General features: G+C 60.3%; 18 protein-coding genes and 1 pseudogene. 9 read left to right on the top strand and 10 right to left on the bottom strand.

Annotated elements, in window-relative coordinates; translation table 11 throughout:
* From HCU66_RS27675 to HCU66_RS07340, 6 genes and pseudogenes are all read right to left on the bottom strand, one after another.
* A pseudogene (locus HCU66_RS27675) lies at nt 1-80 on the bottom strand (DUF6124 family protein); the annotation flags it as partial.
* 613 nt (nt 81-693) lie between these two features.
* The gene (locus tag HCU66_RS07360) at nt 694-966 is read right to left on the bottom strand and encodes a DUF6966 domain-containing protein (RefSeq protein WP_205887849.1); all 273 of its coding nucleotides are present in this window, start codon (nt 964-966) and stop codon (nt 694-696) included.
* A 559-nt stretch (nt 967-1525) separates the two neighbouring features.
* Nucleotides 1526-9703: a two-partner secretion domain-containing protein gene (locus tag HCU66_RS07355; protein WP_241015393.1), complete on the bottom strand. Its 8178-nt coding sequence runs from the start codon at nt 9701-9703 to the stop codon at nt 1526-1528.
* Between the two features lie 31 nt (nt 9704-9734).
* Complete coding sequence (locus HCU66_RS07350) at nt 9735-11462, bottom strand: ShlB/FhaC/HecB family hemolysin secretion/activation protein (protein WP_420908044.1); 1728 nt, start codon at nt 11460-11462, stop codon at nt 9735-9737.
* A gap of 300 nt (nt 11463-11762) precedes the next feature.
* A complete protein-coding gene (locus HCU66_RS07345; RefSeq protein ID WP_205887848.1) occupies nt 11763-13190 on the bottom strand; it encodes an FAD/NAD(P)-binding protein in 1428 nt (475 codons plus the stop codon).
* A gap of 89 nt (nt 13191-13279) precedes the next feature.
* Nucleotides 13280-13843 carry a helix-turn-helix domain-containing protein gene (locus HCU66_RS07340; protein WP_205887847.1) on the bottom strand — a complete coding sequence of 188 codons (564 nt, stop codon included), beginning with the start codon at nt 13841-13843 and terminating at the stop codon, nt 13280-13282.
* On the opposite strand from HCU66_RS07340, the gene HCU66_RS07335 reads away from it, so the two are divergent.
* The 7 genes from HCU66_RS07335 to HCU66_RS07305 all read left to right on the top strand — a co-directional run bounded on the left by HCU66_RS07335 (nt 13838) and on the right by HCU66_RS07305 (nt 21100).
* Nucleotides 13838-14866 (top strand): EamA family transporter, encoded by a 1029-nt coding sequence (locus tag HCU66_RS07335; protein ID WP_205887846.1) that lies wholly within the window; start codon nt 13838-13840, stop codon nt 14864-14866. The genes HCU66_RS07340 and HCU66_RS07335 overlap by 6 nt on opposite strands.
* A 164-nt stretch (nt 14867-15030) precedes the next feature.
* Complete coding sequence (locus tag HCU66_RS07330; protein WP_205887845.1) at nt 15031-17961, top strand: monovalent cation/H+ antiporter subunit A; 2931 nt, start codon at nt 15031-15033, stop codon at nt 17959-17961.
* Nucleotides 17961-18305, top strand: coding sequence for a Na+/H+ antiporter subunit C (locus HCU66_RS07325; protein ID WP_007935994.1), 345 nt, complete (start codon nt 17961-17963; stop codon nt 18303-18305). Before HCU66_RS07330 ends, HCU66_RS07325 begins: the two co-directional genes overlap by 1 nt.
* Nucleotides 18302-19981: a monovalent cation/H+ antiporter subunit D gene (locus tag HCU66_RS07320; RefSeq protein WP_205887844.1), complete on the top strand. Its 1680-nt coding sequence runs from the start codon at nt 18302-18304 to the stop codon at nt 19979-19981. The genes HCU66_RS07325 and HCU66_RS07320 overlap by 4 nt, the downstream gene beginning before the upstream one ends.
* Nucleotides 19978-20466: a Na+/H+ antiporter subunit E gene (locus HCU66_RS07315; RefSeq protein WP_205887843.1), complete on the top strand. Its 489-nt coding sequence runs from the start codon at nt 19978-19980 to the stop codon at nt 20464-20466. Before HCU66_RS07320 ends, HCU66_RS07315 begins: the two co-directional genes overlap by 4 nt.
* Nucleotides 20463-20741 (top strand): K+/H+ antiporter subunit F, encoded by a 279-nt coding sequence (locus tag HCU66_RS07310; RefSeq protein WP_205887842.1) that lies wholly within the window; start codon nt 20463-20465, stop codon nt 20739-20741. Before HCU66_RS07315 ends, HCU66_RS07310 begins: the two co-directional genes overlap by 4 nt.
* On the top strand, nt 20738-21100 hold the full coding sequence (locus HCU66_RS07305; protein WP_205887841.1) for a Na+/H+ antiporter subunit G: 363 nt from the start codon (nt 20738-20740) through the stop codon (nt 21098-21100). The genes HCU66_RS07310 and HCU66_RS07305 overlap by 4 nt, the downstream gene beginning before the upstream one ends.
* 103 nt (nt 21101-21203) lie before the next feature.
* On the opposite strand, the gene HCU66_RS07300 is transcribed toward HCU66_RS07305, so the two are convergent.
* The 4 genes from HCU66_RS07300 to HCU66_RS07285 form a co-directional block, all read right to left on the bottom strand.
* Complete coding sequence (locus tag HCU66_RS07300) at nt 21204-21641, bottom strand: DUF3995 domain-containing protein (protein WP_205887840.1); 438 nt, start codon at nt 21639-21641, stop codon at nt 21204-21206.
* 153 nt (nt 21642-21794) lie between these two features.
* Nucleotides 21795-22811, bottom strand: a complete 1017-nt coding sequence (locus HCU66_RS07295; RefSeq protein ID WP_205887839.1) for an ABC transporter substrate-binding protein — start codon at nt 22809-22811, stop codon at nt 21795-21797.
* Between the two features lie 119 nt (nt 22812-22930).
* On the bottom strand, nt 22931-23134 hold the full coding sequence (locus tag HCU66_RS07290) for a hypothetical protein (RefSeq protein WP_205887838.1): 204 nt from the start codon (nt 23132-23134) through the stop codon (nt 22931-22933).
* Nucleotides 23134-23604 carry a hypothetical protein gene (locus HCU66_RS07285; RefSeq protein ID WP_008035847.1) on the bottom strand — a complete coding sequence of 157 codons (471 nt, stop codon included), beginning with the start codon at nt 23602-23604 and terminating at the stop codon, nt 23134-23136. The genes HCU66_RS07290 and HCU66_RS07285 overlap by 1 nt, the downstream gene beginning before the upstream one ends.
* Before the next feature lie 408 nt (nt 23605-24012).
* On the opposite strand from HCU66_RS07285, the gene HCU66_RS27065 reads away from it, so the two are divergent.
* The gene (locus HCU66_RS27065) at nt 24013-24261 is read left to right on the top strand and encodes a hypothetical protein (protein ID WP_241015401.1); all 249 of its coding nucleotides are present in this window, start codon (nt 24013-24015) and stop codon (nt 24259-24261) included.
* Nucleotides 24262-24409: 148 nt separating this feature from the next.
* Nucleotides 24410-24640 (top strand): hypothetical protein, encoded by a 231-nt coding sequence (locus HCU66_RS07280; protein WP_205887851.1) that lies wholly within the window; start codon nt 24410-24412, stop codon nt 24638-24640.
* Nucleotides 24641-24661: the final 21 nt, after the last annotated feature.

The following is a 24661-nucleotide window of genomic DNA, read 5'->3' as shown; positions in this document are numbered from 1 at the left end:
TCGTGGAGTTTTTTGGAATCGAGGGATTCGTAGGGGGATGTCGGATCGGTTTCTGGTGGATTTGGTGTTGGTTTGAACATATGAAGCTCCTTGATGAGTGGAGCTACCGCCGCTCGCGGTCAAACGAACAAGGTGGCAGCTGTACGCGGGTTGACCGACCGGACATCAAGGAATCCGGCACACCGAAGTGTCCCACGCACAGCCACCGCGACACGATACTTCAGACAATGCCTGAAAAAGGTCTTGGACGCTGGCGCGCCTTGATTTATTCGGACGGTCAAATCCGATCGCTGATTCGTCAGCGACCCGGAAACGATAGAGCCCGCCCTCAAGGCGTACAAGCCGGCGGATTCTGGCGTAGTCGTAGGCAACGGCGCAAGGCTGTGTAGCCTGAGTGAGTATCTGGAGATGTCGATTAAACATCGCCTGTTTATTGGTCTTACTGTGGATTTTGCGGTGGATGGGCTGGCCTCTCGCGAGCAAGAGACTTGGCCTGCCCGTAGCAGCAGCCTCGCGGGCTCGGCAGCTGCTACAACAGATCGCTTACTAATCGCGCCGCAAGAAACTTGGCCTGGCTCGCCACGTCAGTCACCGCCGTACTCTCCCACCACATGCCGCGCAACGAAGCATTAGGGGACAGACCACGCTTTTGCTTNCCATCAAAAAAATCGTGGTCTGTCCCCTATTCTCCAACTAGCCAAAACACAAATCATATAATTCAGAACGCAACATATCAAATTCATTACTTTCTGCAATCAAAACCTTTCCGCCGCTATAAAGTACGACATCATTTAGAGAACCTACGCCTCCATACATACCCAACACCGTATTATATAAAATCTTAGCATCGGACTCTTTCAACCTAGAGACACTACGCAAACTTTTCGCCCACTCATTCGCCTCACCCACTTCGAGAAGACACACCATTCGATCAATATTAACTAAAACATTCTGATATCTAGTCATTTTAACGGCTTCGCCTCCAAAACTTTTACCCAGCAAGCATTAGGGGACAGACCACGCTTTTGCTTACCATCAAAAAAATCGTGGTCTGTCCCCTATTCCGTACTCAAGCTGAGTTGCCTGCGACCTAGTTATCACCGTCTCTCCTCCTATATTCAGCGGCCCGGTAATACTAGAAATTGCCTCTCTATCAGTTATATAAGTTCCGTTACGACCAATGGTCGGATAGCTATCCCAACCAATGGGGCTCGCATTGAAACCTTGATTTTCTTCAAGCATAGCAGCCTGACGTTGGCGTGCTGCTTGGACAGGGTCTAGAGCGCCAACTATTTCCCCTTTTGCTCCTACTCAGGAATGATTTGCAACTCACTCCATAGTGGTTTCAGTCCTAGACCTTCCATATAAGTCCCATAGTCGAAAAAGGCCCCAACCCCAATGTCTTCGTATAAAAACCATGAGGCCTCGCACTCTTGACATACGAACAAGCAAGTGTCGTAAGCTATAATTTTAGCCTTGACAATATCTCCCTGCTCACACCTTGGACACAACATATAAAACTTCTCTATTTAACAGGATAGGCGGTAATGACCTGACTGGTCCCAGGCCGAACAATAATTTTAATACTCGTTTCTCCCGAAGTACCAATCGCTCGGCCCATCGGGACAACATATGCACCCGGATCACCTACTACAGGACTACCTTTCTTGAGCCATGCTTCGTCGACAGCGCCTAAAATCTCTTTTCTGTCCATACTAAAGACGCTATGTGTTGTCTTGGCCGGATTCGGCTCCGCATGCTCTAGAACATGCAAAACTCTGTTTCCTTGAACCGATCCTTGTCCATAGTCTAGACCAGCTGGAGTTGTCCAGGTCCGGGTAGCCTTGTCAAACGTTAGCTCTACTGCACCACCTGTTACTTTTGCTCCCGCAATCTTCGCCTCAGCCGCCACCAACTCTGCCAGATTACCCCCAGCCTTCGGCCTCAGTCCACCCTCGGCGGTTTCGTAATAAAAGACACCATCAGAGCCGGCGACTTCAGTATTACCGGTCCTGGTATTAACGACCCGACGATAGCCATCCGGCAACGCCCCCGTCTCGTTAAATGCCGCTCCTGCTGAACTGCCCTCACGATAACCCGCTGGAAGTACAACATTGTCAGCGGCTTTAACGACCGCACTCTCCGCCCCCAATTTGGCCAGCGTCTTAACCCGGTTCACCGGAAGGAAGTTCAACGCAAATTCAACATCGCTTTGCGCCCGGATCGCGGCGCTGGCGGTGGTGTTGCCTTGCATGTCGTACAGGCTCGCCAATGCCGCTTTGGTTTGGCTCGCCTCGACGCTGCTCATCAACGAGTCCAGCGGATGTTTGGTCAGCCCGACCAGGCCATTGGCGATTTGTTCGCTGCCTTGCACCGGGTTGCTCAGCAAGGCCCACGCCGAGCCCGCCGCCTCGGATAATGCCTTTCCCGTGCCTTGGGCGCTGCCGGTTACCGTGCCCCAATCTGTCAGGCCCGGGCTCACAGCCAGGTTCTTGCGATAGAAGTTGGCGTATTCACCACTGAGATCGCCCGCGTAGAAGCCCTGCAGGTTGACGACGTTGATGGATTTGTCCGCGTACTGCGCCGCATGGGTGCTGCTGTAGTTGGCGATTAACGCGGCGGTTTCGGTGGGGGTGTAGGTTTTCTCGGGACCGGTTGCCGGAATATCCGTCGCTGCTGCGGGTGCGTACGTGGCGCCCAGCGGTGCCAGCGCGATGCCCAAATGCTTCACCGTCAGGGCATCGGGCGCGGCACCTTGGCCACTCAGCACGCCGTTCCAATCTTTGTCGGTGTAATAAACCAGCGCTTTGGCCAGGCGTCTTTCTGCTTCTGCAGGGCTGAGTCCGGCTTCCTTCGCCAGACTGTCAGCCTGTTTCTTCAGAAGCGGAATTTCGTCTGGATGAAGTTGGCGGTTGTACTGATCGGCCATCAGCGAAACCCAGGCCGCTTTCTCGACATCTTTACCGGCAAGACCAGCGGCGGTGAGGCCGACGATTTGTGCGGCGGCCTCGCGATATTCCGGCTGCTTGCTGAAGACATCATTCAAGGCGCCAGCCATGGCCTGGCTGGCACCGGCGGCCACCGCACCGGTCGCGAAGTCGCCGCCCGTGGCTGAGGACATCGCGCCACCCATCATGGCGTGCAGCGCGGTTCTTCCGGCGCCACCCTCGGCCCACAGTGCCATGCCGACCGAGTCTTTATTGGCCGCAGCTTTGAGGTACTCTTTTTGGGCGAAGCTGCCGACCTGGCTGAACCCCACCGCCGCGGCAACGGTCCCGGCCTGGGTCACAAGTTCATCGACCAGGTTGTCGCCCAGGCTGCCACCGTTGACCGCGGTTTTGACCACGCCCGAGGTAACGCCTTGTGCGCCGGCATGCACGGCGAAACCGCCTATGTCCTTAAGGGTGGATAAGTCGAAACCCTTGGTGATGCCGTTGTAAGGCTTGGTTGTCCCGCCCAATTTCGGGTCGATCACGCCGGCGGTAAACCCTGCGACCATCCCGGAAATGGCGGCATTTTTCAGGCTGTCGCTGCTGAAGGTGTCTTTAACAGCCGCGCCCAGATTGCCCTTGTTGTTGATGACGCTGACCGCACCCGTGCTGGCCATGGACGTCATCGCCGCCGTCGCCATGACGTTACCCCAGCCTGCCCCGACATAGGTCGCCCCAGCGGCCACAGCCTCGGCAGTCGTCGCGGCCGCCATGGCGGAGGTGGCCGCAGTACCGGCCTGAGCCCCGGCCGCCGCGCCTGCCAGGCCGCTGGCCGCACCTGCGGTAAGGATCGTCACGATGATGATGATCGCCAGCATCGCACCCTGGCCCAGGCTGGAGTGGCTGTACTTGAAGGAGTCATGCACCTCCTTCACCTGGCGCCAGTCCACATCGCCGCGTTTTTCCGCTTCCTTGATCCAGGCCAGTTGCGGGTCAGCCTTGACCATCGCATCGATGGTCTGGCTGACGGTGTTTTGATTGATCTGTTTGATGTCGATTTTCAGCCCATCGACAGCCCGAACGGCCAAGGCACCCTGGGCAACCAGCGTGCTCTGACGCAACGTTTCATCGGTATTGCCCTTGCCCTTGGAGCTGGTCCAGGCCAGGTCGCTCTTGCTCTTGGTGTGGCTTTCGTCGTGGTAGTCCTTGACCCCCTCAAACGTGATGGCGCCGCCACTTTCAAGGATCAGGTCTTTGCCACTGTTGAGCTTGGCAACCTGGTAGCGCTGATCACCGGCACTGGCGAGGGTGAGATTGCCCCCGGTGTTGATTTCGGTACCCACATGGGTGATCTGCGTCACCTCATCGCGCTGAGCCTTCTTCGCCCCCCAGTTCCCCTTCTCCTTCATGTCATACAGCGTGTGCGTGCTGTTCTGCGCCGCCAGCAGGTTCAGCTTGTTGCCGCTGTACAGATACGCTTCGTTGCCGGCGATGATCTTGCTGGCGATGAGGTTGGTGTCGCGAGCCGCCTGGGCGTTGAAGTTATTGCCCGCGCTCAGGATGCTGGCGACCTGGGTGGTGCGGTCGTTTTCTTCGGTGATGCGTTTTTTGCCGTCCTTGGTTTTGCTCTCGACGTTGTGAATGTCGTCAGCAGAGGTCACGTTGAAGTCTTGGCCGGCCTTGATGTTCAGGTTGTTCCCGGCCTTGACTTGGCTGGCAATGACATTGACGTCGCGGCCCGCATCCACGGTCAGGTTGCCGCCGACAGTAACGGTCGCAGCGAGGTTTTTCACATCAGTGGTGATGCTCGACTTGTGGCCGCCGTCGCTGAATTCATGCTTCTCGCTGGCGTCGGCTTTGGCCGCCAGGTTGATGTCCCGGCCCGCCGTCAGGGTCGCGTTGCCGCCACTGCTTATTGCGCCGTGGCTGGTCAGGTCGCGGCCGGCCACAACGGCCAGGTTTTCCCGGGCGCTGATGCTGCTGCCCGCATCGGTCAGGGTGCGCATGCCAGAGCCGTCGCGAACCCGGATCGCGGTGCGGTCGTTGATGATGTCGCCCCTGAGTGCGACTAGGCTGACCTGGCTGGCGCGGATCTCGCCGGCCATGGCGTTGCGAATGCTGTCTTGCGCCAGCATTTGCAGGTCGTTGCCGGCCTCGACCAGCCCGCCCTGATAGACGCTGCCAGCGCTTTGGATGTTGAGGTTGTTGCTGGCGCGCAGTGTGCCGACGTTGATCAGATCGCCGCCGGTGAACAGGTTCAGGTCACGGCCCTGGACCAGGCTGCTGCCACGTACGTTGCGGGTGGTGGTCTGGGCCAGGTACAGCACTGGCACGAGGACTTTTTGCCCGTCGACGATGCGATTCTCCATCCAGACGATGTCATGGGTCAGCGCGCTGACTTGCTCGCCCGTCAACGAGACGCCAAGGCTTAGACGCAGCGCGTCCTTGCTGGCGAGGGCGTTGTCCATCAAGTAACGGTATTGCTCATAATCGCTGGTCAAGCCGCTGGCGAGAAAACGCTGGCCAGTCTGCGCCAGCACCGCATCGCGAATCAGGCGCTGCTCGTACAGGCCATCGCCGAGTCGACGCCAAGCGCTGTCGGCATTGATGTTCAACTGCTTGAGCAGGTAGTCCGAACCAAAGAACCGCGACAGGTTCGTGAGGTTCGGGTTGGTTTCGATCATGTAGTGACTGGTCGGATCGGGGTTCTTGATGAACATCCCGTAATCGCCGTTGGGCAGCTGGAAGGTGGGCCCGGACGTCGGGTCCACGGAGATGAACGGGATGCCGCTGTAATCCACCGGTTTAAAGACGCTCTGTACGCTGCTGTCCGTCGCGATACGCTTGCTGGTCACAGCGCCGGCATCGCTCACCTGCGGGTTGAGGTTGATATCGATCCCGCCGACCCCGACACCGGTCTGGTCATCGCCCAGCGTGCCGGTCAGTTGTTCAAGCGTGTTCTGGTGCAGCGTTCCGTTTTGCACGGTGCGCGTGACGTTCAGGTTGACGGTACCGCCGGCCTGAATCGTCGCGGCGTAGGTCGGCTGAAGATTGTCGGTCCAGACGGTGACGTTGCTTTGCTCCTGGAAGCGGCTGTCACTGGAGCGAGATTTCAGCAGCTCGAAGCGGGCATCATCGTAGTTGCCGGCGGCCACGGCCGCGTTGAAGGCCGGGATGTCGACGTACTCCATTTGGTCCCAGTAGCCGGTAGAAATGCGCCCCGGCGTACTGATCTTGATGGTGTTCTGCCCGGTGCGGGTGGACGCGCCCTGATTGAGCAGGTCATCGGCAATGATGGTCAGGTTGTTGTTGGCGGCCAGCAGGCTGTAGCGGTTCTGCACGCTTGAGGCCTGGATGTTGAGGTCTTTGCCGGCAACCAGACGCGCCGAAGCAGAGTCCTTGGTGGCGCGCTCGATGAACGTTTGGCCGATGGTGATCTGGCCGCGTTTGAAGGAGTCATGACCGCCGCAGTGTTGGCCGCACACCCAGTTCAAGGTGCCGCTCACCCGCTCCTGGCTCAGTTCGAATTCGGCCTTGGCGTTTTCCAGCGAGGCGGCATAAAGGCTGATGTTGCCTTCGCTTTCAATCGTCCCGGAGAGGTTGCGCAAGCTTTGCGCCTGACTGTCACCGATACCGGCGAAGCTCAGGTTGCCGACGCTGTAGAGGTCGCCATACCGGTTGAGCAGGCTACTGGCGCGCAGGGTCATGTCACCACCGCTGAACAGCAATGCATCGGGACCGTTGGTGATGCCGCCGGTGGCGGTGAGGTTGACCTTGCCTTGGGCACCCAGTGTGCCGCGGTTGTCGATTTGCGCCGCGTCGATGCGCAGGTTCTGGCGTGCAGTCAGGTAACCGAAGTTATCCAGCGTACCGCTCAGGTTGAGGCGTATGTCGGTGCCCGCGCCCATGCGTCCGCCGTCCTGGCTGATGTCATGGGCGGTGATGCCGAGTTTCTTTTGTGCGGATAACCGACCGCTGTTGAACAGATCGCCCGTAAGGTTCAGCGTGAGGTCGCCGTCGCTGAGCAACTCGCCGCCGTTGTTCAGGCTTTCAAGGTTGAGCACCAGAGCGGTGCTGCTGGCCAGGCGATCGCCGGACCGCAGCGTCAGCGAATCGCTGGTGTACGTCAGCGCCTCGTCGAGCTGTGCACGACCCAGCCCATCCACCGCGCCAAAGTTCCAGTCGCCACTGCCCAGGCCGGTGATCCCGCCACCGGCCCCGGTCAGGCTATCGAGGTGCAGGGTAAATAACCCGGAGTTGGCGTGTTCGAGGGTCCCGCCTCGGTTATCCAGCGAACGGGATTCAAAACTGAACGATGTGTTGCCCACCTCGATGGTGCCGTTGCGGTTATTGACGGCGCCGTTGAAGTCGACGGTGCTGATGTCGTCTGGCGAGACGCGAAGTGTACTGGCCTTGTTGCCCAGCGCACGGATCCGCCCCGAAGCGCTGTTATCCAGCGTATCGCCCTGAAGTGTCAGCCAGCTATTGGATTCGATCAGGCCACCCTGGTTGATCAGCGAATCGACGGTCAGCTTCAGTTCGCCCTTCAGGCTGGCGATCATGCCGGCCTTGGTGCCGTCGCGGCGGTTATCGAGATTGCCGGCGGTCACCTCGACGGTGTTGCCCTGGATCGCACCGCCAAGGTTGTCGATGCTGCCCTTGCCGAGCTTCAGGCTGGCAAGCCCTGCGTCGGCGAGGAGCATGCCGCCGTTGTTGACCAGGCGTTGAGCATCAACCTCGATGGTTTTACCGAGCACCGTGCCGGCGCTGTTGTCCAGCCAGCCACCTTGCAGCAAAAGGCCGCCGTCGCTCTGAATGCGCCCTTTTTTATTGAGCAGCTGCGCCTTGATGGCCGCCGGATCGAAGATCAGGCTCATGCCCTGGGCGCCTGCCGCCAGCAGCCCTGCGTTGCGGTTGTCGAGCCCCGAGGCGTTCAGATCAATGCGCTCGCCGACGATTTTCCCGCCGCGGTTGTCAACCTGGCCACCCGGCGCGCGAATGCTGACCTTGGACCCCAGCACGCTGCCGAGCTGGTTATTGAGGCTCGAAGCTTTCAGATCGAGGTCACCTTTGACCGCCAGTAGCCTGCCGCCCTGGTTGATGACCTCCTGGCCCGTGACTGACAGTTTGTTTTGCGCCTGAAGAGTGCCCGAAGTGTTGTCGAACCTGCCGCGAGTGTTCACCTGCGCATTACCGGCGCTGGCAGACAGCAGGCCGGAGCGATTATCCAGCGTGGCGGTATCGACAATGAGGCCGCCAGCGTCGATTTGCCCGCTACGGTTATCCAGCTGGCGAGCGGTGATTGTCAGGCTTCCGCCCAGCACCTGGATCAAGCCTTCGCGGTTGTCCAGGCTGTCGAGTTGCAAGGACGCCGCCTGCCCCGCGCCAAAACCGATCACCCCTGCCAGGTTGACGATGGCCGGCGCATTGAGCACCAGCGAGCGGTCACCGACGATTCGCGCGGCGGTGCCCTGGTTGGTCACCCGGGCGCTGGTCAAATCGACCGCCGCGCCCTGAACCACGCCCTGATTGGTCAGGTCTTTGCTCGCACGGATACTCAACGAGCGACTGGCTTGGAGGCTGCCGCTGTTGGTCACCGAGGGGCTGGTGATGCTCAGGTCGCCCGTGGTGTTGCGGCTGTTATCGGCTTCAATGCCCGCGGCGATCACGCCGGAGTTACTGAGTTTGTCGGCATTGATGTCGATGCGGTTGCGTGCAGCCAGGCTCTGCCGGTTGACCAGCTCGCCGGGCGTGCGCACATCGACACTGCCGGCGTAAGCCTTGCCGGTCATCTCGACACTTTGCGCGTTGACCCGCAAGGCACCTTGGGCCGATGTCTGCGCCATGCTCAGATGGCCACCGGCATCGATTTGAATATCGCCGGCACTGGCAGCCATGTTGCCCGCCAGCTTGACCCCGACCCCCTGCTCGGTACCCACCAGTTTGATGGTGTTGGCATACATCCCGCCCAGCGCCGCCGCATCGATTGCCAGTTGAGGCTTGTCGGCATCACGGGCCGCACGGGGCGTGGTAGCGAGGCTGTCGGCGTCGACGTTGTTGGCACCGGTGATGACATTCAACTGCCGGGCATGGATGTCGGCGTTGATCTTCGCCGAACGGGTAATCAGGTCGAATTGATCAATGTTGGCCGCATCAAGCCCCATGCCATCGATGGTGATGCTGCCGCCATCCACCTCGAAGTGATCAAGCTTGCCGCTGCCGTCGAGTACAGGCTTGCCGGTGCTGAGGGTCACGCGCGGCGTGTTGATGAAGCCGCAACCGTTACAGCTCACGCCGTAAGGGTTGGCAATGATGACCCGCGCTGACTGGCCTGCCACTTCGGTGTAACCGTTGAGCTGGCTGGGGCTACCGCCGTTGACTTCGTTGAGGATGGTGCCGGCTGCCCGTCCACCGAGCTGGCTGTTGCCCAGAATGTGGCCGCCCAGTTGGGTGTTCTGCACCGCGTTTGTCGCGTTGTTGAGGATCACGCCCTGTTGACCGACGTTGTAATCCTTGAACTGGTTGTGCGAAAGCCCGGCGCCGTTGGGCGCGGCAATGTTGATCACCGGTACGCCGTTGCCGGCCTGCCCCAGGCTGGTCTGAGTACCGCCGCTGACGGCGATGCCCTCGGCTTGGGCCCAGATCGGCTGCCAGAACATGACGTTCGCCAGCAGCAATGCCAGCCAGCGTTTGGGCATGCCCAGGAAGTGCGTGCGAGGGGCCACCGCAGCCGAAGGCTGGCGGGACAGAAAGGCAAACTGGTGAACGTCCATATTCAAAAATCCCGACGCTACGACAAATTATTTAGAGAAACAGGTCGACCTGGAAATAGATCGGCGCCTCGCGCTCGGTGAGCACGGTGGGGCGTTCCAGCGAGTGGGCGAAGGTCACGCGAGTGGCGAGGTACTTGCCACGGGCGAAGATCTCCAGAGAGTTGCTGGACATGCGGCCATGCACTTCGCCGTTGTATCGGTCATTGCTGATCACGCCTTGGTCATAACCGACACTGGTGCCGTACTCGCTCAGGACCGGGCGCAGCCAATCGGCGGTCACCGGGCGGGTCCAGCGCAGTTCGTTGCGCCAGTAGCCGCCGCTGTCCCCGGATAAAAACTGGTCTTTGTAGCCACGCACCGATGAGCTGCCACCCAGGCTGATGCGTTGCGGGCTGAACAGCACGTCTTCACTGCGCTGGCCCGTGGCGAGGCTGCTGAACGTGAAGGACTCGCCCAGCCAGTTGAACGGCAACAGGTAACTGGCCGTGGCGGTGTACTTTCGATAGCGAGCGTTGGCGGTAAGGTTGCCGGCCTCATCACGACGCTGGTCGTTGCCTTGCGCATCCAGCACGCCGATGCCCTGTTGCATGCCCAGGTCCAGGTTGACGAACGAATGGCCGATACGCCGACCGTGGTTGATACCCAACTGGGCTTCGGTAATACGCTGGCTGCTGTTATCCAGGCGGCTGTCTTCGATGTAGTTGTTGGTGCGCAGGTGGGAGAAGCCGGCATTGATCGAGGTTTTGCTCACCGCATCGCGATGGACGAGGCGCTCGGCGCGCAATTGATGACTCTCGCTGTCGCCGCTCTGGCTGAAGTTGAAACCATTGCCTTGGGCCTGGGAGCGGTATTCGCTCTGGCTGTAGGTATAACTGAAGTTCCACCAGCCCCAAGGCACGTTGTAATAGAGCATGGCGTTTTTCGAGGTTTTCTGGTGATCGCTCACCGCGTCATGGCCGCCGCGCAACATCAACTGGTCGGCCAGCCCCAGCGGGCTGTCCCACTCCAGGCCTGCGCCCCACTGCTGTTCACCGGTGCTTTTCTGACCGTCGTTGTTACGCGACAGGCTGGCACGCCAAGGCTTCTGTGGGGTGTTCTTGACCAGCACGCTACTGCCGCCGACCTGAACGCCGGGGGTCAGTTCCATTTGCGCCTGATTGGAGGGCAAGCGGTTCAACTGATCCACCAGTTGTTCTATTTCACGCAGATTGAGCAATTCACCCGTTTTACCGGGGAAGGTCATGGACAGTTCCCGATCGGAGATATGGCTGTCGTCAGCGCCCTTCAAACCCTCGAGTTTGCCCTCGACTACAAACACACTTAAGTGGCCGCTGGAGAGGTCTTGCTGCGGCAAGTAAGCGCGGCTGGTGATCATGCCCTTGCCGATGTAATGGTCGGTGATGACCTTCAGCAATTCGTTGAGTTGCGAGACGCCCAGGCATTGACCGATATAGGGCTTGAGCAAGCGCTCGCGGTCGGCAGCGGACAGACTGTCGGCGCCCTTGAGTTCGATGTCTTTGATCGGAAAGCAACGTGTATCCACCGGGGTGGCCGGTGTTGCGGGCAATGTTGGCTTGCCCGGTAGTTCCTTGAGTTCTTCCAGTCGACGCTGCTGTTCTTCAATCAGGCGGTTCTGGCGATCGCGGATCAAGTCCTGGTCGCCCGGCGTTGGCAGGCTGGCGCCATAGGCATTGCTCTGCGTACCGATGCCAAACAATAGCGCGCACAGCACCAGCCACATCCGTGGGGAGATAAACATAACGCTCCATGTCATAAGTGCTGAGGGCGAAAATTGATGCCCGCAGAGGAAGGGTCGTAGTCACCCTGAAATTGATGTCAGAAATACTGGCCAAGTGACAACAGCCATCATTGGCGTGAAACAGACCGCACACATTTTGAAAGATTCAGCCGACAAGAAAATTATTATCAGCTGTGTCAGAACGACACGGCGAGCTCGATGCAGTTCGGGGTGCAACCGTTCAAAATTTTGGGGGCAGATCAAAATGTGGGAGCGAGCCTGCTCGCGACGAGGCCCAAAAGAACATCTTCCAACTGTCGGTCAACCCGCCAACCGCGCCGCAAGCCACTTGGCCTGGCTCGCCACATCGGTCACCGCCGTGCTCTCCCACCACATGCCGCGCAATGGCGGGCCCATGGCGAACAAACGGCTGGCGACCTGCCCATCGGCGCTTAGCACCGCGCCGTCAACCGCGGCGGCAATGCCCAACGCCAATGGCCCCGGACGCACCAGCCCGCGAGCGAGCAACTGCTGCGGCAACGGCCGCGCCACCCGGCGCCAGTCGTATTCGATGCCGCTGGAGTTGATCAGCGCCGCGCCATGCACCACGCAGGTTTGCGTCTCGCCGCGACGACGGATGCGGATACTGACTTCGCCATCCGTCGCAGATTCCAGCCCCTTGAACGATGCGGCCTGAATCCGCAACCGCCCTTCCCCGTGCAAACGCGCCACCAACTCGGCACTCAACGGTGGCGAGCGATGGTGATGGCTTTCCCACCACGGCCGCACATGCCGTACAAATTGCCGACGTTGCACATCCGTCGCCTGGCTCCACAACCGCCCGATGTGCGCCCGCACGGTGTCCAGCGGCGCTTGCCAGTCGATGCCTTGAGCGATGGCATCGCGACAATGTCGGCGCAGTTCGCGCATCAACTGGCGCGGCGTGCGAATGCTTTGATTCTCAGCGAGAAAATCCACCCATGCCGGTGGCTGCCGGCGCACATGCGGCAGCAAACCATGACGGGAGAACACTTCGATCGGCCCGCGATGCCCGGCCTGCTCCAGCGACACCACGGCATCGACCATGGTCAGGCCCGAGCCGATGATCAGTACCGTCGACTGCGGATCGAGTTGACGCATGGCGGCTACGTCCCACGGGTCGAGTGCAGCCGCATTCAAACCGCTGGACTCGGTCTGCGGCGTGCGTGCTGCCGGGAACATGCCGGTAGCGAGCACCGCGAATGCGCCTTGCAGACGCTGGCCATCGTTCAAGGTCAGTTGCACAGAGTCGGCAGAGGTCTGCAGGTCCACCACTTCGGCCCGCACATGCTCGACATTCGAACCCTTCAACACGCCCAGCGCCTGCGCTTCGGCCAGACGCTGTTGCACATAGACGCCGAACAGCCCGCGCGGCGGAAACAGTTCACTGACCGGCACATGCTGCTGATCCGACTCCGGCCAACCACCGGCGGCGATGTGTTCGGTCAGCCATTGGGTCAGGTCATCGGCGTTGTCCGGGTCGACGCTCATACGCGCCGCGTTACCGTTGAGCGTATGGCCCAGCTCCACCGCGCTATAGGCTTCGCCACGGCCCAGTTCTGCACGCGGCTCGATCACCAGAATCCGCCGCTGACCGGGCAACCGCAACAATTGCACCGCCAGCATCGCGCCACTAAGGCCGCCGCCGATGATCAGGATGTCCGCATGGCGGAGGGCGTTGCTCGTCTGTCCGCGTGGGGTGTCAGTCATGGCGTTCTCACTGATCAATGTTAATTTTCCGAGAAACACTTGCAGCTTTAAAACAGCAAAATGCTTATCCGGTGTTGGCCGGCAAACAGTCAGATCACCACATTACGCACAAATCGCGCCGCCACGTCCCCGTCATTGCGATAGGAGTACGGCTGATTACTGGCAAACATAAAGAACTCGCCGGCATCGATTTTCTGCGGCTGATCGCTGAGCATCAGGGTCAGGCACCCTTCGAATACATATAGCTGTTCGCTATAACCTTCGGCATCCGGTTGCGAGAGATAAATTTCGCCGGGTTGCAGACACCATTCCCATTGTTCCACCTCGCGGGTGGCGCTGGCTTTGGAGAGTAAAACGGCTTTGCTGCCAAGAATTTTCCCGGCCCAGGCCAGCTCATTGATGCGACTTGGGTCGCGGGCGTCGGGGGCCTGGATCAAGTCGCTGAAGGCCACGTCCAGCGCTTCGGCCACGCGATCGAGGGTGGTCAGGCTGACGTTCTTCTCGCCAGCCTCGATGGCCACCAGCATCCGGCGACTGACCCCGGACTTTTCGGCCAGGGCAGCCTGGCTCATGTCGGCGGCGTGGCGCAGCCGTCGCACGTTCTGGCTGACGTGTTGAAGCACCGAAGCCCGTTGGGTGGAATCTTTGTGCACTATATTGCTCACTGGGTGGCGTTGCGCAGTATACTGCCCAACTTCCGGCGCATTGTGCGTCGCCCTCAGGTAGCGCGCAAGGTCATGACGTCGGTGAACTCCTCCCCTGCTTCCTCCCGTTTCTCACGGTTCAGCAAAGCTGAGTGCGTGTTGGTGCTGATTACCATGGTCTGGGGCGGGACCTTTTTGCTGGTGCAGCATGCGATGACCGTCAGCGGGCCGATGTTTTTCGTCGGCCTGCGTTTTGCCGCGGCGGCGAGCATCGTCGCCCTGTTCTCCTGGCGTCATCTGCGGGAACTGACGCTGTTCGAACTCAAGGCCGGGGCGTTTATCGGCGTGGCGATCATGCTCGGCTACGGCTTGCAGACCGTGGGTTTGCAGAGCATCCCCAGCAGTCAATCGGCGTTTATTACCGCGCTGTATGTGCCGTTCGTGCCATTGCTGCAATGGCTGGTGCTGGGGCGTCGTCCGGGGCTTATGCCGAGCATCGGGATCATGTTGGCCTTTACCGGGTTGATGTTGCTGTCGGGCCCCTCCGGCGCTTCGTTCAATTTCAGCCCCGGTGAAATCGCCACATTGATCAGCGCCGTGGCGATTGCCGCTGAGATCATTCTGATCAGCACCTATGCCGGCCAGGTCGACGTGCGCCGGGTGACGGTGGTGCAACTGGCGGTGACGTCGGTGCTGTCGTTTCTGATGGTGGTACCAACCCGGGAAGTGATTCCGGATTTCTCATGGTTGCTGTTGTGCAGCGCACTGGGGCTGGGCGCGGCGAGTGCGGCGATTCAGGTGGCGATGAACTGGGCACAGAAAAGTGTTTCGCCGACCCGGGCGACGTTGATCTATGCCGGTGAGCCGGTGTGGGCCGGGATTGTCGGGCGGATGGCCGGGGAACGCTTACCGGCGATTGCGCTGGTGGGGGCGGGGTTGATTGTGGCGGCGGTGATTGTCAGTGAGTTGAAGACCAAGGGGAAAGTTGTTCCCGAGGTCGAAGAAGATTCGATACAGGAAACCGAACACTGATCGTTCCCACGCAGAGCGTGGGAACGATCGAACCCCCTCTCCTTGGAAACAATGAAAAACAGGGTTTTTCCGTCTACCTTGTAGGATTCTGCGACAGCTTGGCGTTTGGTGATCAGGGAGCTGGCACGTATGATGCTTCACAAACTTCCGCAGATTAGAAGCCTATGTCCCTGATAGTTCTACTGCTTCTGCCTTTTATCGGCAGCTGTCTGGCAGCCTTGCTGCCGCACAACGCGCGTAACACCGAATCCTTATTGGCTGGCCTGGTGGCTCTGATCGGCACCGTCCAGGTCGCCCTCCTGTACCCGCAAATCGCCCATGGCGGCGTGATCCGCGAAGAATTCCTCTGGCTCCCGAGCCTTGGCTTGAACTTCGTTCTGCGCATGGACGGTTTCGCCTGGCTGTTCTCGATGCTGGTGCTGGGCATCGGCACGCTGGTTTCGCTGTACGCCCGTTATTACATGTCACCGGACGATCCGGTGCCGCGCTTCTTCGCGTTTTTCCTGGCGTTCATGGGCGCCATGCTCGGGTTGGTGATCTCCGGCAACCTGATTCAGATCGTATTTTTCTGGGAGCTGACCAGCCTCTTCTCATTCCTGTTGATCGGTTACTGGCACCACCGCGCCGATGCACGGCGTGGCGCCTACATGGCGTTGATGGTCACCGGCGCGGGCGGTTTGTGTCTGCTGGCGGGGGTCATGCTGCTCGGCCATGTGGTCGGCAGCTATGACCTGGACAAGGTCCTGGCCGCCGGCGATCTGATTCGCGCGCATGCCCTCTACCCTATTCTGCTGCCCCTGATACTGATCGGCGCCCTGAGCAAAAGTGCGCAATTTCCCTTCCACTTCTGGTTGCCCCACGCGATGGCGGCACCGACCCCGGTCTCGGCGTATCTGCACTCGGCGACCATGGTCAAGGCCGGGGTGTTCCTGCTCGCGCGCCTGTGGCCGTCGCTGTCCGGCAGTGAGCAATGGTTCTACATCGTCAGCGGGGCCGGCGCCTGCACCCTGTTGCTCGGCGCTTACTGCGCGATGTTCCAGAACGACCTCAAGGGCCTGCTGGCCTACTCGACCATCAGCCACCTGGGCCTGATCACCCTGCTGCTGGGGCTGAATAGTCCACTGGCCGCCGTGGCCGCGGTGTTCCACATTCTCAACCACGCCACGTTCAAGGCTTCGCTGTTCATGGCCGCCGGGATCATCGACCACGAAAGTGGCACCCGGGACATTCGCAAACTCAGCGGCCTGATCAAACTGATCCCGTTCACCGCCACCCTGGCCATGGTCGCCAGCGCCTCCATGGCCGGCGTGCCGCTGCTCAACGGTTTCCTGTCCAAAGAGATGTTCTTCGCCGAAACCGTGTTCATCAACGCCACGGCCTGGATCGAGATGACCCTGCCCATCATCGCGACTCTCGCCGGGACGTTCAGCGTCGCCTATTCCCTGCGCTTCACCGTCGACGTGTTCTTCGGCCCGAAGGCCACCGACCTGCCGCACACCCCGCACGAACCGCCACGCTGGATGCGCGCGCCGGTGGAGTTGCTGGTGTTTACCTGCCTTGTGGTGGGGATTTTCCCAGCGCAAGTGGTCGGCCCGCTGCTCGCGGCGGCGGCGTTACCGGTGGTGGGCGGCACGCTGCCCGAGTACAGCCTGGCAATCTGGCACGGCTGGAACGCACCGATGATCATGAGCCTGATCGCCATGTCCGGCGGTACCGTGCTTTATCTGATGCTGCGCAATCAGCTCAAGCGCGGGCGCTTCAATTACCCGCCGTTGATCAGCCGCTTCGACGGCAAGCGTCTGTTTGAACGCAGTCTGGTGGTCATGATGCGTCTGGCCCGCCACCTGGAACGGCGGATCAGCACCCGTCGCCTGCAAACCCAACTGTTTCTGGTGGTGCTCGCCGCCGTGCTGGCCGGGGTGATCCCGATGCTGCACAGCAGCCTGAGCTGGGGCGATCGGCCGAAAATTCCGGGCTCGATCGTGTTCGTGATCCTCTGGCTGCTGGCCATTGCCTGTGCCCTCGGCGCGGCGTGGCAGGCCAAGTATCACCGGCTCGCGGCCCTGACCATGGTCAGCGTCTGCGGCCTGATGACCTGCGTGACCTTCGTCTGGTTCTCCGCGCCGGACCTGGCCCTGACGCAACTGGTGGTGGAAGTGGTGACCACGGTGCTGATCCTGCTCGGCCTGCGCTGGTTGCCGCGGCGGATCGAAGAGGTGTCGCCGTTGCCGAGCAGCCTGCGCAAGGCGCGGGTGCGACGGGTTCGCGACCTGGCGCTGTCGATTTCGGTCGGTGGCGGCATGGCGCTGCTGTCCTATGCGATGCTGACCCGCCAGACGCCCAACGACATTTCCTCGTTCTACCTCAGTCGCGCCCTGCCCGAAGGCGGCGGCAGCAACGTGGTCAACGTAATGTTGGTGGATTTCCGTGGCTTCGACACCCTCGGCGAAATCACCGTGCTGGTGGCCGTGGCCCTGGCGGTGTTCGCCCTGCTGCGACGCTTCCGTCCGCCAAAAGAAAGCCTGCAATTGCCAGCCCAACAGCGCTTGCTGGCGCCCGACGTGGTGACCGATCTGGTCAACCCGCGTCACGCCAGCGACACCGCGCTCGGTTTCATGATGGTGCCGGCGGCGCTGGTGCGCCTGCTGTTGCCGATAGCCCTGGTGATCTCCTTCTATTTATTCATGCGCGGGCACAACCAACCGGGTGGCGGTTTCGTTGCCGGGCTGGTGATGTCGGTGGCGTTCATCCTGCAATACATGGTCGCCGGCACCCAGTGGGTCGAGGCGCAAATGAGCCTGCGACCGCTGCGCTGGATGGGTACCGGACTGCTGTTCGCCACGGTCACCGGGCTCGGGGCGATGACGGTCGGGTATCCGTTCCTGACCACGCACACCTGGCATTTCGAACTGCCGCTGCTGGGCGACATTCATATCGCCAGCGCGCTGTTCTTCGATGTCGGCGTGTACGCCGTGGTGGTCGGTTCGACCCTGTTGATCCTGACCGCCCTCGCCCACCAATCGGTACGCGGTCATAAAACCAGTGTGCAAACCAGGCCCGCGGTCAAAGCCGCCGCCACCCAAGGAGCCATCTGATGGAAGAAGTCATCGCAATCGCCATCGGTGTGCTGGCCGCGTCTGGCGTATGGCTGATACTGCGGCCACGGACGTTCCAGGTGGTCATGGGCCTGTGCCTGTTGTCCTATGGCGTCAACCTGTTCATCTTCAGCATGGGCAGCCTGTTTATCGGCAAGGAGCCGAACATCAAGGATGGCGTGCCTCAGGATTTGCTGCACTACACCGACCCGCTGCCGCAAGCGCTGGTGCTGACCGCGATCGTCATCAGCTTCGCCATGACCGCCCTGTTCCTGGTGGTGCTGCTCGCCTCCCGAGGCCTGACCGGTACCGACCATGTGGATGGCCGGGAGCCTAAAGAATGATGGCGATGACTCACCTGATCGTTGCACCGATCCTGCTGCCGCTGCTGACCGCCGCCGTGATGCTGATGCTGGGCGAGAAACACCGCCCGTTGAAGGCCAAAATCAACCTGTTCTCCAGCCTGCTGGGGCTGGGCATTGCCGTGATGCTGCTGCAATGGACGCAAACCACCGGCGTGCCCGGCTCCATTGGCGTGTACCTGCCGGGCAACTGGCAGGCGCCGTTCGGCATCGTGCTGGTGGTCGATCGCCTGTCGGCGCTGATGCTGGTACTGACCGGGATCATCGGTGTCAGCGCGCTGCTGTTTGCCATGGCCCGCTGGGACGGTGCCGGTTCGAGTTTCCATGCGCTGTTCCAGATTCAACTGATGGGCCTGTATGGCGCCTTTCTGACAGCGGACCTGTTCAACCTGTTCGTGTTTTTCGAAGTGCTGCTGGCCGCCTCCTACGGGCTGATGCTGCACGGTTCGGGCCGGGCGCGGGTGTCGTCGGGGCTGCATTACATCTCGATCAACCTGCTGGCCTCGTCGCTGTTTCTGATTGGCGCGGCGCTGATCTACGGCGTTACCGGCACGCTGAACATGGCCGACCTGGCGCTGAAAATCCCGCTGGTGCCGGAAGCCGATCGCGGCCTGCTGCATGCCGGCGCGGCGATTCTGGCGGTGGCGTTCCTGGCCAAGGCCGGCATGTGGCCGCTGAACTTCTGGCTGGTGCCGGCCTACTCCGCAGCCAGTGCACCGGTGGCGGCGATGTTCGCGATCATGACCAAGGTCGGCGTCTACACATTGCTGCGCCTGTGGACGCTGTTGTTCTCCGGCCAGGCCGGGGCCTCCGCGTACTTCGGTGGCGACTGGCTGATCTACGGCGGCATGGCGACCATCGTCTGCGCCGCCGTGGCGATTCTGGCCGCGCAACGCCTGGAACGCATGGCCAGCCTGAGCATTCTGGTGTCGGCCGGCATCCTGTTGTCGGCCATCGGTTTCGCCCAGCCGAACCTGATCGGCGCCGCGCTGTTCTATCTGGTCAGCTCGACCCTGGCCTTGAGCGCACTGTTCCTGCTGGCCGAGTTGATCGAGCGCTCGCGCTCGGCCAACGAAATGCCCCTGGACGATGACGGCGAGCTGCTTGCACGGCCCCTGGAATCCTTGCAGCCACCCAAAGGCTTCAACCTCGATGACGACCAGAAAACCGTGGTCGGTCAGGTGATTCCCTGGACCATGGCCTTCCTCGGCCTGAGCTTCATCGCCTGCGCCTTGCTGATCATCGGCATGCCGCCGCTCTCCGGATTTATCGGCAAACTCAGCCTGCTCAGCGCTTTGCTCAATCCGCTGGGTCTGGGCAGCGAAGAACCGGTATCCAACGGCGCATGGGGCTTGCTGGCGTTGTTGATCCTGTCGGGGTTGGCCTCGTTGATCGCCTTCTCGCGCTTGGGCATCCAGCGTTTCTGGACCCCGCAAGAGCGGCCATCACCCTTGCTGCGTCGCCTGGAGTGCGTGCCGATCATCGTTCTGCTGGGGCTGAGCATCGTGCTGACGTTCAAGGCTGAGCCGCTGCTGCGCTACACCCAAGCGGCGGCACAGGCGTTGAATAACCCTCAGCAATACGTGATGGCGGTACTCGGCACGCGTGCGGTACCGAACCCGCAAGCCAGTACAGCGCTGGCGGAGGTGCAACCATGAAGCGTCTGTTTCCTGCACCCTGGTTGTCGCTGTCGCTAGGGCTGCTGTGGCTGGCGTTGAACCTGTCGATCAGCCCCGGCAATCTGCTGTTGGGCGCGGTGCTTGGCCTCTGTGCCCCGCTGATGATGCGCAAGCTGCGGCCGCTGCCGATCCGCATTCGTCGGCCCGGCGTGATTTTGCGTTTGTTCTTGCTGGTCGGGCGCGATGTGCTGGTGTCCAACCTCGCCGTGGCCTGGGGCGTACTTAATGCTGGCCGTCGTGCACCTCGCTCGCGGTTCATCAAGGTGCCGCTGGACTTGCACGATGCCAACGGCCTGGCGGCGCTGTCGATCATTTGCACGGTGATTCCCGGCACGGTCTGGTCGGAACTGGCGCTGGATCGCAGCATTCTGTTGCTGCATGTCTTCGACCTGGATGACGAAGGCCCATTCATCCAGCACTTCAAGGCGACCTATGAGCGCCCCTTGATGGAGATCTTCGAATGAGCCCATTGCTGTCGAACGCAATCGTGCTGAGTCTGTTCCTTTTTTCGCTGGCGATGATTCTGACCCTGATCCGCCTGTTCAAGGGGCCGTCTGCCCAGGACCGGGTTCTGGCCCTGGATTACCTGTACATCGTCGCCATGCTGATGATGCTCGCGCTGGGCATTCGTTATGCCAGTGACACTTATTTCGAGGCGGCGCTGCTGATCGCCCTGTTCGGCTTCGTCGGCTCGTTTGCCTTGGCCAAATTCCTGTTGCGCGGCGAGGTGATCGAATGAGCGCTGAACTGTCTCTGTGGGTGGAAATACCGGTGGCGATTCTGCTGGTGCTCAGCAGTCTGTTTGCGCTGATCGGCTCCGTCGGGCTGCTGCGGATGAAGGATTATTTCCAGCGCATGCACCCTCCGGCGCTGGCCTCGACATTGGGCGCGTGGTGCGTGGCACTGGCTTCGATCATTTACTTTTCGGCGCTCAAGTCGGCGCCGGTGCTGCATGCCTGGCTGATTCCGATTCTGCTGTCGATCACCGTGCCGGTGACCACGCTGCTACTGGCCCGGGCAGCGCTGTTTCGCAAACGCATGGCGGGGGATGATGTGCCGGCAGAGGTGAGTAGCCGGCGCACGGAAACCGGGAGTTAGTTCAGGGATTCGTGGTGGTTGGCAGGGCCTCTTCGCGGGCAAGCCTCGCTCCTACAAGGGCCGCAAGATTCCATGCAGGAACGAGACTTGGCCGCGAAGCTTTTCAGACCCAGGCCACTGCCAACAATCCAGCCCCCAACACCACACACAACGGCGAATAGGCCCAGGTATCCAGCCGGGCAAACCTAGAACCCTTGACCTGCTTGAAGAACCCCACCAGATTCGAATCGCCGATCGCCCGGGCGAACATCAGCAGCGCGATCGCGCTGATCACCCACTGCAACGACCAGTGATGCACCGTGGGCAGATACAGCCCGACCCGCAGGCATACCAGCATCGCGATCAGCAGCAACCCTACCGCCACCAGCAACGTGCCAAAGCCCGACGGCTTGAACGCGGGCCTTGATGCCTCGCCGCCTTTCCCCGGCACTCGTGGCACCGCCGCCTCGCTGCCCCACTTGCCCCCTGCTGCCCAATACAGGTGGACCAGACTGATGACTAGAAAAATTGCAGCAATCCCTTGCGCGACCAAAAGACTCATATTCAGACATCCAGTGTGAAATGTTGCAGCAGGATGAACTTCCTTGCCCGAATTTAAAAGCGCTCCGTGGGGGCTAGTCCGCGATCCTTGACTTTGATCAAAAGATCGCAGGCTGCGCCAGCCCCTACGGTCTTTTATGTACGACCAAGCTATTTATTTCAGCTCGGCAGAGACTTTGTCCGCCACATCCTTCGGAACCCAGGTCTGCCACACGTCAGGGTGTGCCTTCATGAACGCCTGCGCCGCTTGACGTGGCGGGGTGTGTTTTTCGCTCATGTCCGCCAGGGCCTTGTTCAAAGCGTCGATCGGCAAATCGACCTTGCTGAAGAACTCGGCAATCTGCGGGTACTGTTTCTGGAATGGCGTGGACACGCCGACGGACAGCTTCGAGGGCAGCGAGCGAGTCGGTCTCGGATTGGGGTGGTCGGCGTCGGTCAGGGTTTTCCAGGCTTCGGCGTCGAATGGCGGCTCTTGCAGCTGAATCAGCTTGAAGCGGCCGAGCAAAGGCGTCGGGGACCAGTAATAGAACAGCACCGGCCTGCCGCGACGTATCGACGAGCTGATCTCCGCATCCAGCGCCGCCCCCGAACCACTGCGAAAGTTCACATAGCTGTCGTTCAGCCCATAGGCCTTGAGCTTCTGCTTGTTGACCACTTCCGACGTCCAGCCGATCGGGCTGTTGAGGAAGCGCCCCTTGTCCGGGGTTTCCGGGTCTTTGAATACGTCTTTGTAGCGCGGCAGATCACTGACACTGCGCAGGCCCGGCGCCAGTGGCTTGATGCCCTTGGCCGGATCGCCCTTGATCACGTACTCCGGCACCCACCAACCCTCGGTGGCGCCCTTGACCGTATCGCCCAGGCTGGCGACCTTGCCCTCGGCCTCAGCCTTGACCCAGACCGGACTGCGGCCCGCCCACTCTTCGCCAATGACCTGAATATCATTGTTGGCCAAGGCGGTTTCCAGGGTAATGGTCGTCCCCGGCAAGGTGTCGGTCGGCAAGCCGTAGCCCTGCTCGACGATGATCCGCAGAATCTCGGTGATCAGGCTGCCGCTTTCCCAGTTCAGGTCGGCGAAGTGGATCGGCGCCTGGGCGGCGAATACCGGAACGGGTGAAACCAACAACCCAAGCGTGGCCAGGGTAGCGGCCAGTAACCGTCGAATTCCCTTCATGCTTTTGCACCTCGTGCTGTTCACAGCAATAGCAGGATGGCCTGACAAAGAAGACCGCAAGCCTCTGAAGACTCAGTCAACTGACTGTAGTAGAGGTTTCTGCTTTCGAGGGACGAGGATTATTTTTCGGAAGATTCCTGCAAGCGCGCAAGCTCCCTTCTGACCATGCTGGCGTACGCCGCCGGACGCAACAGGTAGATCTGTGACGCCACCCAACTCAGCCAGGCTCCCTGCAGAACGGCCTTTTGAGCCAACAGACGCTGCGCCTCGGCGTGGGCACTGGCCTGGTTCTGATCGTGGAAATCGGCGCGGGCCAGGGTCATTACTCGCTGGCCTTGAAGGTCACCAGTTCGCCCTTGCGCCACTTGGCGGCCTTGGCAGTCACGGCCTTCAGGGTTTTGGTCAGACCTTCCTGCAACTGTTGGTGGGCGGCAAACACCATCACCACACTATGCCCCTCCTTGAACACAATGCCGTGGCCGTCGGCGGTGGTCACGAACGCGTAATCACCCAGCCCGTACACCGTCAGTTTGATTTCGCGGAACTTGATGTCCAGCTTGCCGCCTTCGCGACTGGGCAATACGGAGGCGCTGAAATGATCGCCGACCTTGAGTTTAAGCCCAGGCTTGTCGTCCACCACCAGTGCCGATTCGGTGTCGATCTCGGCAATGTAAATGCCTTCAGCGTTCTGTTCGGTGATGTAGACGAAACGTGACTGAAACTGTTTAACCAGCTTTGCGCGCAAATCACCCAGTACGAACAAAGCATGCATATCGAGATTACTTACTGCCAAGGAAACATCCCCACATCTGAAAATGATGCTGTACGCAGGAAACGCGCACAGCAGAAAAAAGCGGCAATGCCGAGGTGTAGCCAAATGACCCGGGGCGAATTTGGAACAGGCAGAGGGCCCATTCATCGCGAGGTTTGAGAAGACTACTGGAACATCCCTCACGTCGTCCTGCCTGACGGTCGTCAGAGGTTGAAGGAAAACGCCCTTCTGACGGCCGGAAAAGCCGGATTACCAACTTTAGGGAAAAATCACTTTTAAAAAAGCACTTTTCCGACATATCGCCAGTAAAAAATTGCTTTAGATGGGCATCAATCGCCAACCAATGATGGCGATTCTAGAGCAGCCATGCTCACCGAGACTAGCCAAAACACCGTACACACGTCGGCAAAATCACGAAAAGGACTTCATATGTGCACACTGACTCACTTCGCCCAGCCTCACCCACGACACACAGACGGCTCGTCACCTCTGCATTCGATGGTGCTCGGGCAGCAGGATTTCCTCCTTGACGAGCCTCTGCTCCCGCGTTTTCAGGTGGTATTGGCCGGCAACGCCTTTTTCCACATCAGGGAAATATCCACCGGACGTGTCAGAGGTTTCCGCGGCAGCCATAACGAAGCCTGCGCCCTTGCCCGTTCACTTGAGGCACGCAGCTGACCCTTCATTTCCATAGACGTTTCGTCACGCCGGCGACTTAACTCAGCCGCCGGCAGGCAACTACTGCCATACTGCCCCACCCCATGAAGCCCGTCCTCAAGGACGGATGCATGAACACAATAAAATATTTCCAAGGGAAGGCTGCTACGTGACGGAATTTGATATCGGTGAATTTTTTATCCGGGGCGAAGCCAGAGAGGTCGACGGCGAATTCCAGGCAGTCATTGTCATGCGCGCCAAACCGCCATTGACCGCGGTGTCGTGCCACCAGGTCGAAAAGGATCGCTGGTTCAAGACCGCGGAGGTCGCGGCCATTGCCGCCCGGGAAGCCGCCAAAGCCCTGAAGCTTGCGGTCGATGAAGGGGCATTGAAAGCCTGAAAATCGGCCGCTTTTGAACAT

Origin of the sequence: Pseudomonas frederiksbergensis (assembly GCF_017114915.1) — a bacterium.
Classification (GTDB): Bacteria; Pseudomonadota; Gammaproteobacteria; order Pseudomonadales; family Pseudomonadaceae; genus Aquipseudomonas; species Aquipseudomonas frederiksbergensis_I.
The sequence above is the reverse complement of the archived record's forward strand: the minus strand, read 5'-3'. Positions and strand labels throughout refer to the sequence as shown.

Excerpts from the sequence above, each read along its gene's own strand:
- HCU66_RS07360 (WP_205887849.1), bottom strand. The coding sequence starts at position 966 with ATGACTAGATATCAGAATGTTTTAGTTAATATTGATCGAATGGTGTGT.
- HCU66_RS07355 (WP_241015393.1), bottom strand. The coding sequence starts at position 9,703 with ATGGACGTTCACCAGTTTGCCTTTCTGTCCCGCCAGCCTTCGGCTGCG.
- HCU66_RS07350 (WP_420908044.1), bottom strand. The coding sequence starts at position 11,462 with ATGTTTATCTCCCCACGGATGTGGCTGGTGCTGTGCGCGCTATTGTTT.
- HCU66_RS07345 (WP_205887848.1), bottom strand. The coding sequence starts at position 13,190 with ATGACTGACACCCCACGCGGACAGACGAGCAACGCCCTCCGCCATGCG.
- HCU66_RS07330 (WP_205887845.1), top strand. The coding sequence starts at position 15,031 with ATGTCCCTGATAGTTCTACTGCTTCTGCCTTTTATCGGCAGCTGTCTG.
- HCU66_RS07325 (WP_007935994.1), top strand. The coding sequence starts at position 17,961 with ATGGAAGAAGTCATCGCAATCGCCATCGGTGTGCTGGCCGCGTCTGGC.
- HCU66_RS07320 (WP_205887844.1), top strand. The coding sequence starts at position 18,302 with ATGATGGCGATGACTCACCTGATCGTTGCACCGATCCTGCTGCCGCTG.
- HCU66_RS07315 (WP_205887843.1), top strand. The coding sequence starts at position 19,978 with ATGAAGCGTCTGTTTCCTGCACCCTGGTTGTCGCTGTCGCTAGGGCTG.
- HCU66_RS07310 (WP_205887842.1), top strand. The coding sequence starts at position 20,463 with ATGAGCCCATTGCTGTCGAACGCAATCGTGCTGAGTCTGTTCCTTTTT.
- HCU66_RS07305 (WP_205887841.1), top strand. The coding sequence starts at position 20,738 with ATGAGCGCTGAACTGTCTCTGTGGGTGGAAATACCGGTGGCGATTCTG.
- HCU66_RS07300 (WP_205887840.1), bottom strand. The coding sequence starts at position 21,641 with ATGAGTCTTTTGGTCGCGCAAGGGATTGCTGCAATTTTTCTAGTCATC.
- HCU66_RS07295 (WP_205887839.1), bottom strand. The coding sequence starts at position 22,811 with ATGAAGGGAATTCGACGGTTACTGGCCGCTACCCTGGCCACGCTTGGG.
- HCU66_RS07290 (WP_205887838.1), bottom strand. The coding sequence starts at position 23,134 with ATGACCCTGGCCCGCGCCGATTTCCACGATCAGAACCAGGCCAGTGCC.
- HCU66_RS27065 (WP_241015401.1), top strand. The coding sequence starts at position 24,013 with ATGTGCACACTGACTCACTTCGCCCAGCCTCACCCACGACACACAGAC.